General features: G+C 63.3%; 9 protein-coding genes. 3 read left to right on the top strand and 6 right to left on the bottom strand.

Annotation, left to right across the window (positions count from 1 at the left end; genetic code table 11):
- Nucleotides 1-8 precede the first annotated feature (8 nt).
- The gene (locus B0G81_RS12960; RefSeq protein WP_134135999.1) at nt 9-1301 is read left to right on the top strand and encodes an MFS transporter; all 1293 of its coding nucleotides are present in this window, start codon (nt 9-11) and stop codon (nt 1299-1301) included.
- Between the two features lie 168 nt (nt 1302-1469).
- Here the strand turns inward: B0G81_RS12960 and B0G81_RS12955 are convergent, their stop codons facing one another.
- The 3 genes from B0G81_RS12955 to garL all read right to left on the bottom strand — a co-directional run bounded on the left by B0G81_RS12955 (nt 1470) and on the right by garL (nt 5449).
- The gene (locus tag B0G81_RS12955; protein ID WP_134135997.1) at nt 1470-3485 is read right to left on the bottom strand and encodes a glycoside hydrolase family 28 protein; all 2016 of its coding nucleotides are present in this window, start codon (nt 3483-3485) and stop codon (nt 1470-1472) included.
- A gap of 238 nt (nt 3486-3723) precedes the next feature.
- On the bottom strand, nt 3724-4617 hold the full coding sequence (locus B0G81_RS12950) for a 2-hydroxy-3-oxopropionate reductase (protein ID WP_243856434.1): 894 nt from the start codon (nt 4615-4617) through the stop codon (nt 3724-3726).
- 31 nt (nt 4618-4648) lie between these two features.
- Nucleotides 4649-5449: a 2-dehydro-3-deoxyglucarate aldolase gene (gene garL / locus B0G81_RS12945; RefSeq protein WP_134135995.1), complete on the bottom strand. Its 801-nt coding sequence runs from the start codon at nt 5447-5449 to the stop codon at nt 4649-4651.
- A gap of 222 nt (nt 5450-5671) precedes the next feature.
- Between garL and B0G81_RS12940 the strand changes: the two genes are divergently transcribed.
- A complete protein-coding gene (locus B0G81_RS12940) occupies nt 5672-7255 on the top strand; it encodes an aldehyde dehydrogenase (NADP(+)) (RefSeq protein ID WP_134135993.1) in 1584 nt (527 codons plus the stop codon).
- Between the two features lie 99 nt (nt 7256-7354).
- Here the strand turns inward: B0G81_RS12940 and B0G81_RS12935 are convergent, their stop codons facing one another.
- The 3 genes from B0G81_RS12935 to kdgD form a co-directional block, all read right to left on the bottom strand.
- Nucleotides 7355-8098: a FadR/GntR family transcriptional regulator gene (locus B0G81_RS12935; protein WP_106280579.1), complete on the bottom strand. Its 744-nt coding sequence runs from the start codon at nt 8096-8098 to the stop codon at nt 7355-7357.
- A gap of 200 nt (nt 8099-8298) precedes the next feature.
- The gene (locus tag B0G81_RS12930; RefSeq protein ID WP_106280581.1) at nt 8299-9651 is read right to left on the bottom strand and encodes an MFS transporter; all 1353 of its coding nucleotides are present in this window, start codon (nt 9649-9651) and stop codon (nt 8299-8301) included.
- A gap of 253 nt (nt 9652-9904) precedes the next feature.
- Nucleotides 9905-10822 carry a 5-dehydro-4-deoxyglucarate dehydratase gene (kdgD, locus tag B0G81_RS12925; RefSeq protein ID WP_134135991.1) on the bottom strand — a complete coding sequence of 306 codons (918 nt, stop codon included), beginning with the start codon at nt 10820-10822 and terminating at the stop codon, nt 9905-9907.
- Nucleotides 10823-11048: 226 nt separating this feature from the next.
- On the opposite strand from kdgD, the gene garD reads away from it, so the two are divergent.
- Complete coding sequence (garD, locus tag B0G81_RS12920; protein WP_134135989.1) at nt 11049-12638, top strand: galactarate dehydratase; 1590 nt, start codon at nt 11049-11051, stop codon at nt 12636-12638.
- Nucleotide 12639: the final 1 nt, after the last annotated feature.

Here is a 12639-nt window from a genome sequence, read left to right as displayed (position 1 = left end):
ACGCAGCAATGAAAATCAAGGGCATCCGCTGGTGGATGGTCAGTCTGGTCGCGGCCGGACTCATTATCAATTACCTCGCGCGCAATACGCTGTCAGTCGCGGCGCCGACGTTGATGAAAGACCTCCACATCACTACCGAGCAGTATGCGCACGTGGTCGTGGCGTGGCAGCTTTGCTATGCATTCATGCAGCCGGTCGCGGGCTTCCTGCTCGACACGGTCGGCACCAAGATCGGCTTCGCGGCGTTCGCGCTCGCCTGGTCGCTGGCATGCGCCGCGGCGGCGTGGTCGACGGGCTGGCGCAGCCTTGCGTTCTTCCGCGGGCTGCTCGGCATTGCCGAGGCGGCCGGCATTCCGGCCGGCGTCAAGGCGACGAGCGAGTGGTTCCCGGCCAAGGAGCGCTCGGTCGCGATCGGCTGGTTCAACATCGGCTCGTCGATCGGCGCGTTGCTGGCGCCGCCGCTGGTGGTGTGGGCGTTGCTGCACGGCGAATGGCAGTTGGCTTTCGTGATAGTCGGCGTGGCCGGGATCGTGTGGAGCTTGCTGTGGATGGTGCTCTACAAACATCCGCGCAATCAGAAGCTGCTGGGCGATGCTGAACGTGACTACATTCTGAGCGGTCAGGAAGCGAAGCACAGCGACGCCGGCGCCGCCAAGCGCAGCTGGCTTGCCATGCTCGGCAGCCGTGACTTCTGGGCGATCGGCATTCCGCGCATTCTGTCCGAGCCGGCTTGGCAGACCTTCAACGCGTGGATTCCGCTGTACATGATGACCGAGCGTCACATGAATCTGAAGGAAGTCGCGCTATATGCATGGATGCCTTTTCTCGCAGCCGACATTGGCTGCGTGCTGGGCGGCTACCTCAGCCCGCTGTTTCATAAGTACGCGAAGGTGTCGTTGTTCACGTCGCGGAAAATGGTGTTCGTGGTCGGCGCGCTGTTCATGATCGGACCGGCCTGTGTCGGCCTCGTGGCCAGTCCTTATGTGGCGGTGGCGCTGCTGTGCGTCGGCGGGTTCGCGCATCAGACCTTGTCGGGTGCGTTGTACGCGATCACGTCGGATATGTTCGGCAAGAACGAAGTCGCGACCGCGACCGGCATGGGCGGCATGGCGGGCTACCTGGGCGCGGCTGCGTTCACGGCGCTGTTCGGCGTGCTGGTTACGCAGGTCGGCTACAGCCCGCTGTTCGTGGTGCTGGCGGTGTTCGACATCATCGCGGCTGCGGTTGTGTGTCTGCTGGCGAAGAGCGCCGACAAGACGCCCGAGCCGCGCTGGACGCCGGTGAGTGCGGTGGCCAAGTGAGGCGCGTTAAGTGACGATGAGTTCCGGACGCTGATTGAGCGAATCGGGAAATGAAAATGGCGGCGCTTTCGGGCGTCGCCATTTTTTTTGCTCTTGTTCACTGCGTTGTTTCAGTCCTCACGGCTGGACGAAGCTCGCGCTTCGCCCAGCCGTTCAATCGCTTACCGCTTACCGCTTATCAACCACCGTCGTGTTATAGGTCGTCGCGCCGATCACCACATTGTTCAACGTAATACCGTTCACGTTGTACGCGTAGATCGGTCCGGGCGTGGTCGCGCTCGCGGGTCCGGCCGACACCGCCGTGCCCAGATTGCAGTTCGAGATCGTCACGCCGGTAATCGGCGGGATAGTCGGCGTCGGGGCCGCGCCGTTGTAGTCGAACGCGACGGGTCCTTGCGCGACGATCGCCTGGAAGCACGAGCCGGTCACGCCGTTAAGCGTCACGTTGCTCGCCTTCACGTTCGAAATGTTCACGTTCTGCACGACCGCCGGCCGGATGCGAATGGCGTCGTTGGCCGGCTGATAGTCGCAGTCGAACGTGATCAGGCCGCCCTGTGCCGCCGACGGATTGGCCGCGCTCGCCGTCACGACGCCAAGCGGCACCGTGGCGTTGATCGGGCTCCCGCTCAGCAATGCGCTGCCGTAACCCGCGCCTTTCAGGCTGACGCCGTTCGGCAGCGTGACGGTATCGACATAGAAGTTCTTCACGAAGCCGCCGCGATTCATATTCGTCTTGATGCGAATCGCGATGTTCAGCGGATTGGTCGCCCAATTCTGATTGAGCATCTGCAGATTGCGGGCGTAGATGTTCTGCACGCCGCCGCCCATTTCGCTGCCGAGCGTGATGCCGCCGTGGCCGCTGTTCATGATGCAGTTCTGGATCACGTGATTCTGCGCGGGGCCGTATTGCGTATCCAGATCCTTGCCCGACTTGATTGCGATGCAGTCGTCGCCGGTGTTGAACGTGACGCTGTCGCACAGCACGTTGTCGCACGCGTCCGGATCGAAGCCGTCGTTGTTCGGGCCGATGCTGTTGGTCGTCACGCCGCGAATCACTACGTTCTTGCAATCGGTCGGATGATGCTGCCAGAACGGCGTATTGTTGGTGCAGTAGTTCTCCATCAACACATTCATGCAGCCGATGAACTCGACCATGCACGGACGCAGATAGTGGCCGACGCCGAAGATTCGCTGCGCGATAGGCACGCCGGCTTCGGAGAGCGCGGGCAGGTAGTTCTGATCCTCCTGCCACGGCGTCGTGGGACTGGTCAGCTGCGCATACAGCGCATCGGAGATGCCCGGCGCGGCGGTTTTCAGGTCGACGTTCTTCGGATTGAGATACACCTGTGACGGCGTCGACGAATTGACGCAACCGTACGCGCCATTCGATCCCTTGAAGGTCCACCAGCACGTGGCGCTATTGCCGCTGCCGGCGAACGGCGTCATGGCTTGTCCGTTGAGCACCGAGGTCGCGTCTTCGCCGGTCAGCGCGATGTTGGTCTGGTTGCGCGCGTACACCGGCGAGCCGTAGTTCAGGCAATCGTTTGCCTGCCAGCGGCTATAGAACAGATTGCCGTTGGCGCCGCACGCGACCGGGCCGTCCTTCGCGTAGTCGGCCGGGTTCGGGCTGAAATAGATCGTGCAATTCGCGCTGAGGTGGAAGTTCACGTTGCTCAGCAGCACGATCGGTCCGGCGCAGTACCAGGTGCCGGCCGGCACGACCACGCGTCCGCCGCCCGCGGCGTTGCAGGCCTGAATTGCAGCGAGAAACGCGGGGCGCGAGTCGAACGAAGCGGCGGCGTTGGTCTGGTTCGAGCCAGGGCTCGCGGCCGACGCCGAGCCTGTGTACGGATTGGTCGCGGCGACGACGGTGCACGGTGCGGCGCCGTACTGCGTGACGAGGAAGTCGCGTGTGGGAAACATCGACTGGTTGATGCCCTGCAGGGACGCGATGATCTGTGTCGCGGCGCCCGAGGTGCCCCAGATCGGATCCTGCACGACCGGCGGCGTGGTTGTCCCGCCGTTGACGGAGCCGCCGCAAGCGGACAGGCCGCCGAGCAGCGTCGCGCCCGCTGATGTACCCGCCAGCACGATAAACGCGCGGCGAGCGGGCGAATTCGGTTCGGCCGGGTCGGGTGTTTTCGATGCTGCCCGCTTGCCGCTGGTTTTATCTATGTTTGCCACGGATGTCTCCTTGCCCTTTGCGGGCGTTATCAGTAATCGTTGCTACTTTTGGGATGCAGAGCAGTTCGTCAAAACCGATTGTTTACGTAAGGCATCCTTAATATTTGTAAAAAAACTCTGCCGATAGAAACGGCGCAACTTTTGTCAACTCACGGCAGAGGGGTGAACGCACGAATGCGCCGCGGCTTGCCTATCTTTCACGGCGAGCGGAGCGGCGCATCAAAAAGCGGCGTGCGGCTTAAGCGGTTTTCTGGCCAATCTCGTGATCGGCGAGGAACTCGAGCGCGCGCACCATTGCCGAGTGGTCCCACGCCTTGCCGCCGTGCGCGACGCAAGCGTTGAAGAGAGCTTGGCAGGTGGCGGTATTCGGCAGAGACACGCCGAGCGATTGCGCGGTCGAGAGCGCGAGGTTCAGATCCTTCTGATGCAGTTCAATGCGGAAGCCCGGATCGAAAGTGCGTTTGGTCATGCGTTCGCCGTGCACTTCGAGAATGCGCGACGACGCGAAGCCGCCCATCAGCGCTTCACGCACGCGCGCCGGATCGACGCCGGCCTTGGAGGCGAGCAGCAGCGCTTCGCCCACAGCCTCGATCGTCGCGGCGACGATCACCTGGTTGGCCACCTTGCACACCTGGCCGGCGCCGACGCCGCCGATCAGCGTGACGTTCTTGCCCATCATGTCGAACAGCGGCTTGACGGCATCGAAGGTCGCGGTTTCGCCGCCCACCATGATGGTCAGCGAGCCGGCCTTGGCGCCGACCTCGCCGCCGGAAACCGGCGCATCCAGATAGTCCGCGCCGCTCTCGCGCACGCGGGCCGCGAACTCGCGCGTGGCCATCGGCGAAATCGAGCTCATGTCCACCACGGTTTGTCCCGCGCGCAACACGCTCGCGAGACCCTGCTCGCCGAACAGCACGCGCTCGACGTCAGGTGTATCCGGCACCATGATGAAAATCACGTCGGCCTGCGCGGCGACCGCCGCGGGGCTATCGCATGCGACGGCGCCCGCCTGGACGAGATCGTCGGGCACGCCGCTGCGCGTGAATGCCGCCAGCGCGACGCCGTTCTTGAGAAGGTTCGCGGCCATGGGCTTGCCCATGATGCCGAGTCCGATAAAGCCTGCTTTTTGCATGGAATGCTCCGAAGATGTCATGGCGGCCGGGTTACTGCTGGCCCGCCTGTTTCTGCATGAAGTGTTTCTGAACCGTCTGCGCGGCGCCTTTCAGCAGCCCCATATCCGCGCACACCGCGACGACGCGGCAGCCCATGGAAATATAGCGCTCGGCGTCGGCCTGCACCGGGGCGAGGATGCCGCTCGGCTTGCCCGCGGCCTGCGCGCGTTCGAACACGTGCGCGATCGCCGCCTGCACGTCCGGGTGATTCGCGTTGCCGAGTTGGCCGTAAGCGGCCGCGAGGTCGGATGGGCCGACGAACACGGCGTCCACGCCGTCCACGGCGAGAATCTCGTCGATCGCATCGACAGCCTTGCGGCTTTCTATCTGCACGATCACGCAGACGTTGTCGTTGGCGACGCTAAAGTAATCGGCCACGGTCGCATAATGGTTGCCGCGATGACTCACCGACACGCCGCGAATGCCCTGCGGCGGATAGCGCGTGGCGGCGACGGCGCGGGCCGCGTCGTCGGCGCTTTCCACGAACGGCACCAGAAAATTCGAGAAGCCGCTGTCGAGGAGTCGCTTGATGAACACGCTGTCGTTGGCGGGCGGCCGCACGACCGGCGCGCTGGCGCTGTCTTTGAGCGCCATCAGTTGAGGAATCAGCGTGAGCACGTCGTTCGGCGCGTGCTCGGCGTCCAGCAGCATCCAGTCGAAACCGACAATGCCGAGCAGCTCGGTGACGATCGGGCTGGCGAGCGACGCCCAGCAGCCGATCAGGGTTTCGCCGCCGCAGACTGCTCGGCGGAAACTATTGGGTAAGGGCTGGTAAGGTGTGACGGCGGGCATGGGCGGGTTTCCTCAAGCGACAATGGATCGGGCAAGCTCCGAAGACGGCTCAACATGAGTTATAGGTCGTCGTATGTCTTGATAGCAGGTTAGCACCGGCCTCGCCGATTGTAACGGTCACGTTAACCCGAATTCCTCGCCAGGCAAGCGTTTCAGGTTGCGCGCACGCCTCACAATGTTGTAGGATGACTTATATCTTAGGCCTTCACTCAAGGAAAGCAAATGACAATTACCGGCGAAATGCTGATCGGCCGCAAAGCGGTGCGCGGCGAGGAAAAACCATTGCATGCGTTCAATCCTGCCACGGGATCCGATATCGCGGAGCCGGTTTTCGGCAGCGGCTCGGCGGCGCTTGTCGGACAGGCGTGTGAGTTGGCGCAGCAAGCGTTCGATCCGTACCGTCAACTTCCGCTCACGGTGCGCGCGGAGTTCTTGGAGCGTATCGCCGACGGCATCACGGCGTTGGGCGATGCGCTGATCGAACGCGCGCACCAGGAATCGGGTCTGCCGAAGGCGCGTCTCGAAGGCGAACGCGGCCGAACCACCGGCCAGCTCAAGCTGTTCGCGCAAGTCGTGCGCGCCGGCCAGTGGCTCGCCGCCACGCTCGATTCGCCGCTGCCGGAACGCAAGCCGTTGCCGCGATCGGACCTGCGCATGCAGAAGATTCCGCTCGGCCCGGTCGCGGTATTCGGCGCCAGCAATTTCCCGCTCGCGTTTTCGGTGGCGGGCGGCGACACGGCGGCCGCGCTCGCGGCCGGCTGTCCGGTGGTGGTGAAGGCGCACCGCGCTCACCTCGGCACCTCGGAGATGGTCGGCCGCGTGATCCAGCGGGTTGCGCAGGAAATGGACTTGCCTGAAGGCGTGTTCTCGATGATCGTCGGCGCGGGCAATTCCGTCGGCGAGGCGCTGGTCGCGCATCCGGCGATCAAGGCGGTCGGCTTCACCGGTTCGCGCGCGGGCGGCACGTCGCTGATGCGCGTGGCGGCGGCGCGTGCCGAGCCGATTCCGGTCTATGCGGAAATGAGCAGCATCAACCCCGTGTTTCTGCTGTCGAATGCGCTGGCGGCGCGCGGCGAGAGCATCGCGCGTGGCTTCGTCGATTCGCTCGTGCTCGGCGCCGGTCAGTTCTGCACCAACCCGGGTCTCGCGATTGCCGTCGACAGCGACGCGCTCAAGACGTTTGTTGCAACGGCGTCCGACGCGCTGAGCGGCAAGCCCGCGCAGACCATGCTGACGTCGGGCATCTGCGCGGCCTATGAGGAAGGCGAGGGCAAGCTGGCCGCGATCAAGGGCGTCGAAGCCGTGGCTCGCGGTGTCGATACGACCGGCCCGACCCAGGCGCGCGCGGCGCTGTTCGTGACCGATGCGCAGACGTTCCTCGCCACGCCGGCGCTGGAAGACGAAGTGTTCGGCCCGGCGTCCACTATCGTGCGCTGCAAGGACGAGCAGGAACTGCTGGCGGTCGCCGAGTACTTCGACGGCCAGTTGACGGCCACGGTGCAGATGGACAGCGCCGATCTGGCGTCGGCGAAAAAGCTGGTGCCGATTCTCGAACGCAAGGCCGGGCGGATTCTGGTGAACGGTTTCCCGACGGGCGTCGAGGTGTCGCACGCGATGGTGCACGGCGGGCCGTTCCCGGCTACGTCCGATAGCCGCGCGACGTCGGTGGGCACGACGTCGATCGAGCGTTTCCTGCGTCCGGTGTGCTACCAGGATTTCCCGGCCGATCTGCTGCCGGAAGCGCTGACCGACAGCAATCCGCTGGATCTGTGGCGCCGTCGTGATGGCGAGATCACGCGCAGCTAATTGGCGGGTGATTAAGTGAAGTAAAAAATATGGCCGGGATATCCCGGCCATATTTTTATTGCGTCCGCTTTGGCGAACCCGATTCAACGGCAAGGTTAATCAGCTATTCGCCTCAGCAGCTTCATTCGCCCGCCGCAAGCGCTCGCGGCTATTGGACAGATGCATGCGCATCGCCGCGCGCGCGCCTTCTGCATCATGTCGCGAGATCGCTTCGAGAATGCTTTCGTGCTCGAGGTTGACGAGCGACAGATACGCATCCGGCTCCGCGCGCGCAATGCCCGCCGAATCGAGCCGGTTGCGCGGAATCAGCGCGCTGCCCATTTGCGTGAGGATGTCGACGAAATAGCGGTTGCCGGTGGCGCGCGCCACCGAGATATGAAACTGCAGATCGGCGTCCACGCTGTCCAGCCCGTTGTGGCGCGTAGCTTCGATCGCGTCGAGCGCGGTGCGCATGCGGGCAAGGTCGTCCGGCTTGGCGCGCTGGGCCGCGAGACCCGCGCACTCCGTTTCCAGACTGATGCGCAGTTCGAGGATGGACAACACGTCGCGCAAGGTGGTGGCGGGGACCATGTCGATGCCGAGCTTTTCGCGCTGCGGCTCCAGCACGAAGCTGCCGATGCCGTGCCGCGTCTCGATGATCTTGCCCGCCTGCAAACGCGAAATCGCCTCGCGAATCACGGTGCGGCTCACGCTCAGCGTGACCATGAGTTGCGATTCGGTCGGCAGTTTGTCGCCGGGCTTCAAGGCGTTGGACGCAATTTGCTCGGTGACGTAGCTGACGACGAACTCGGCAAGATTACGCGCGCGTCGTGGCGGTGCCGCGGATGCCAGTGGTGTAGCCATCGAAAACGCCCCTTGAATCAGATAGTTGCAGACACTTCATGCGTTTCATTATACCGTCGTCTGACGACTGATTATAACCACGCCATGTCATTTTTCGGACCGGCGTCCGATACCGCGCCGGAATCCTTTCCCGTTTGCGTTTCACCCTCCCGCAACGCTCATTTCGCCGTCCGCTGGGAAGTACGATAACCGCTACGCGATCAGCTCGGCCGCAGTTCGACCCGCTTGATGTCTTTCACGATCACGAGATAGCTGAACACCGTGAGCAGGGCGTTGATGCCCACGAACACCAGCGCGCCGTTGAACGAGCCGGTCTTCGCCACGAGATAGCCGATCACGATCGGCGTCACGATACCGGCGACGTTGCCGAACATATTGAAGATCGCGCCCGAGAGACCGAGCGCTTCCCGCGGCGATGTATCGGCGACGACCGCCCAGCCGAGCGCGCCGATGCCTTTGCCGAAGAACGCAAGCGACATGAGCGCGACGACGACCCAGTCGGTCGACACATAATTGCAGCCGATGATGCACACCGACAGCAGCATGCCCCCGACAATCGGCACCTTGCGCGCGACGGTCAGCGAATGGCCGCGGCGGATCAGCCCGTCGGAGAGAATGCCGCCGAGCACACCGCCGGAGAATCCGCAGATCGCCGGCAGCGAGGCGACCAGACCCGCTTGCAGAATCGTCATGCCGCGCGCCTGCACGAGGTAGATCGGAAACCAGGTCAGGAAGAAGTAGGTCAGTACGTTGATGCAGTACTGCGCGAGATAGACGCCCAGCAGCATTCGGTTGCTGAGCAGTTGGCGAACCAGAGACCAGCCGCCGGTGTGCTCGATCCTGCCGGCCGGGCGGGTTGTCTTCTGGCCGTTGACCACGCCGCCGCCTTGCTCGATGTACTCCAGTTCTGAACGCGAAACACGCGGATGATCGGCGGGATTCTTCATCACCTTCAGCCACGTGAGCGCGAGCAGAAGTCCCATCACGCCCATGACGACATAGACCATGTGCCAGCCGAACGCGTGCGTGAGCCACGCCATCAGCGGCGTGAACACCACGGCGGCGAAGTACTGCGCCGAATTGAAAATGGCCGACGCCGTGCCGCGTTCGTTGGTCGGGAACCAGCTCGCCACTACCTTGGCATTGGCGGGAAACGCCGGTGACTCGGCCGCGCCCATCGCGAAGCGCAGCGCGAACAGCGCGGTGACGGCGGCTGCCGCGCTGCCCAGCAGACCGATCGAGCTTTGCAGCAAAGTGAAGAGCGACCAGAAGAAAATACTTGCCGCGTAAACGCGCCGTGCGCCGAAGCGATCCAGCAACCAGCCGGCCGGCAGTTGCGAGAGCACGTAGGCCCAACTGAACGCCGAGAAAATGTAGCCCATGCGGATCGCGTCGAAGCCGAACTCGGCGCGCATGGCCGAGCCGGTCACCGACAGCGTGGCGCGGTCCGCATAGTTGAAGGTTGTGATCAGAAAGATCAGCAACAGGATTGCGTAGCGGACTCGGGTGCGCTTTGCGACGTGGGCGGCACTCGCGGTGCGGCTCATTTCCATGGTCATCTCCTGAATTTCTTATGCACGGGAGCGGACTTCTCCCTGGCAGCGAGACCGCACTATGCAGCCGCGGGCCTGTCGATACGTGCTCATGCGGCGGTACAAAAAGGCCCGGCGACGTTGCCGTCCCGGGCGCTCTTTGCGGTGCCGTTTATGCGGTCATCGTTCGCGCGGCCGCCGGGTGTCGACTGCTGCGGTTACGTCAATCCGATTACGTCAATCCGATTACGTCAATCCGATTACGTCAATCCGATTACTGCGGGCCGAGCGACTTGATGAGCGCGTCCAGCTTGCCCATTTCTTCTTCCGTCAGATCGGTCAGCGGTGCGCGGACCGGGCCGGCGCTGTGGCCGACCAGCTTCGCGCCGGCCTTGACGATGCTGACCGCGTAGCCAGCGCGGCGGTTGCGGATCGCCAGATACGGCAGGAAGAACTCGTCGATCAGCTTGCCCACGGTTGCGTGGTCGTTCGCGGCGATCGCGCGGTAGAAGTCCATCGCGGTCTTCGGAATGAAGTTGAACACCGCCGACGAGTACACCGGCACGCCCAGCGCCTTGTACGCCGCGGCATAGACTTCAGCGGTCGGCAGGCCGCCGAGATACGAGAAGCGCTCGCCGAGACGGCGGCGGATCGTCACCATGTTCTCGATTTCGCCCACGCCGTCCTTGAAGCCGATCAGGTTCGGGCAGCGCTCGGCCAGACCTTCGAGCATATCGGCGTTAAGCTTGGAGTTCGCGCGGTTGTAGATGATCACGCCCATGTTCGGCACGGACCTGCAAACTTCTTCGGCGTGCGCGGCGATGCCTTCCTGGCAGGCTTCCGTCAGGTAATGCGGCATCAACAGAATGCCGTTCGCGCCATGACGCTCGGCTTCCTGTGCGTAGGCGATCGCGACGCGCGTCGGGCCGCCTGCGCCGGCCAGAATCGGCACCTTGCCTTTGCAGACTTCGGTGGCTGTTTTCACGACGTTCGAATAGTCGGTGTGCGTCAGCGAGAAGAACTCACCCGTGCCGCCGGCGACGAACAGCGCCGACGCGCCGTAAGGCGCGAGCCATTCGAGGCGCTCAGCATAGGTATCGGCGCGGAAATCGCCTTGTTCGTCGAAGTCGGTGACCGGGAAAGACAGGAGGCCTTCGGAAACAATCTGCTTCAGTTCCTGCGGTGTCGTCATGATAAGTATCCAGAGCGTCGGAAAGGTTCGTGGAAGCTCAATTAAGTAGGAATTGAGATTTCTTATACGTCATCGTACAACAACAAATCGGCTAACTCAACGATGTTTTCACGGCATAATGCCTGCCCTAGGGTAAATACGGAACGTCCGCGCAATCTTTCATGTTGTAGGATGACGTATGAATAGTTTGGCGCAGCAGGCGTACGCCGCCATAAGGATCGAGGCAATGGAACAATCTCCGCTCTACATTCGCGTTCACCCCAACGACAACGTCGCGATCGTCGTCAACGACGGCGGTCTGGGTGAGGGCGCCGTCTTCCCCGATGGTCTGGCGCTGCGTGAGCGTGTGCCGCAGGGCCACAAGGTCGCGCTGGCCGACCTGGCCGAGGGCGACGAGGTCATCCGCTATAACGTGGTGATCGGCTATGCGCTGAAGGCGCTGCCGAAAGGCAGCTGGATCAACGAACACGTGATTCGCATGCCGAGCCCGCCGGGACTGGAAGATTTGCCGATAGCCACGATCAAGGCGCCGGAAATGCCGCCGCTCGAGGGCTACACGTTCGAGGGCTATCGCAACGCGGACGGCTCGGTCGGTTCGCGCAACATTCTCGCCATCACGACTACGGTGCAATGCGTGGCCGACGTGGTTCAACACGCGGTGACGCGCATCAAGGCCGAGCTGCTGCCGAACTATCCGAATGTCGACGACGTGGTGAGCCTCGGCCACACCTACGGTTGCGGCGTCGCGATCGACGCGCCCGACGCGATGGTGCCGATCCGCACCGTGCGCAACATCAGCCTGAATCCGAATTTCGGCGGCGAGGTGATGATGGTCAGCCTCGGTTGCGAGAAGCTGCAGCCCGAGCGCCTGATGCCGCCCGGCACGATTCCGATCGCCGCGGCCGCGAACGTGGCCGAGGTCGCGGACATCGGCGATATCGAGGCGGATCTGAATGGCGACGTCGTCGTGCTGCAGGATGAATCGCACATTGGCTTCCAGTCGATGATCGAGTCGATCATGCGAATGGCTGACGGTCATCTGAAGCGTTTGAACAATCGCCGCCGCGAGACGTGTCCGGCGTCTGATCTCGTGATCGGCGTGCAGTGCGGCGGCAGCGATGCGTTCTCCGGTCTCACCGCGAATCCCGCCGTGGGCTACGCGACCGATCTGCTCGTGCGAGCCGGCGCCACGGTTATGTTCTCCGAAGTCACCGAAGTGCGCGACGGCGTCGATCAACTGACGGCGCGCGCGGCCAACCCGGAGGTCGCCGCGGCGATCATCCGCGAAATGCAGTGGTACGACGATTATCTGAAGCGCGGCGGCGCGGACCGCAGCGCCAACACCACGCCGGGCAACAAGAAGGGCGGCTTGTCGAACATCGTCGAAAAGGCGATGGGCTCGATCATCAAGTCGGGTAACTCAGCGATTTCCGGCGTGTTGTCGCCGGGCGAGAAGGTCAAACAGAAAGGCCTGATTTACGCGGCCACGCCGGCTAGCGACTTTATCTGCGGTACGCTGCAGGTCGCGGCGGGTATCAACCTGCACGTGTTCACCACCGGCCGCGGCACGCCGTACAGCCTCGCCGAAGTGCCCGTCATCAAAGTCGCGACGCGCTCGGATCTGGCGCGCCGCTGGCATGACCTGATGGACATCAACGCCGGTACGATCGCGACCGGCGCGGCGACGATCGAAGAGGTGGGCTGGGAACTGTTCCGTCTGATGCTCGACGTCGCCAGCGGCCGCAAGGAGACCTGCGCTGAAAAGCTCAAGCTCCACAATGCGTTGACGCTGTTCAATCCGGCGCCGGTGACCTGAT

Source organism: Paraburkholderia sp. BL6665CI2N2, assembly GCF_004366535.1.
GTDB lineage: Bacteria > Pseudomonadota > Gammaproteobacteria > Burkholderiales > Burkholderiaceae > Paraburkholderia.
Note: the sequence above shows the minus strand (reverse complement) of the source record. Positions and strands in the feature narration are given on the sequence as shown.

Coding starts and splice junctions, on each gene's coding strand:
- B0G81_RS12935 (WP_106280579.1), bottom strand. CDS start 8,098: ATGGCTACACCACTGGCATCCGCGGCACCGCCACGACGCGCGCGTAAT.
- B0G81_RS12950 (WP_243856434.1), bottom strand. CDS start 4,617: ATGCAAAAAGCAGGCTTTATCGGACTCGGCATCATGGGCAAGCCCATG.
- kdgD (WP_134135991.1), bottom strand. CDS start 10,822: ATGACGACACCGCAGGAACTGAAGCAGATTGTTTCCGAAGGCCTCCTG.
- B0G81_RS12940 (WP_134135993.1), top strand. CDS start 5,672: ATGACAATTACCGGCGAAATGCTGATCGGCCGCAAAGCGGTGCGCGGC.
- garD (WP_134135989.1), top strand. CDS start 11,049: ATGGAACAATCTCCGCTCTACATTCGCGTTCACCCCAACGACAACGTC.
- B0G81_RS12930 (WP_106280581.1), bottom strand. CDS start 9,651: ATGGAAATGAGCCGCACCGCGAGTGCCGCCCACGTCGCAAAGCGCACC.
- garL (WP_134135995.1), bottom strand. CDS start 5,449: ATGCCCGCCGTCACACCTTACCAGCCCTTACCCAATAGTTTCCGCCGA.
- B0G81_RS12960 (WP_134135999.1), top strand. CDS start 9: ATGAAAATCAAGGGCATCCGCTGGTGGATGGTCAGTCTGGTCGCGGCC.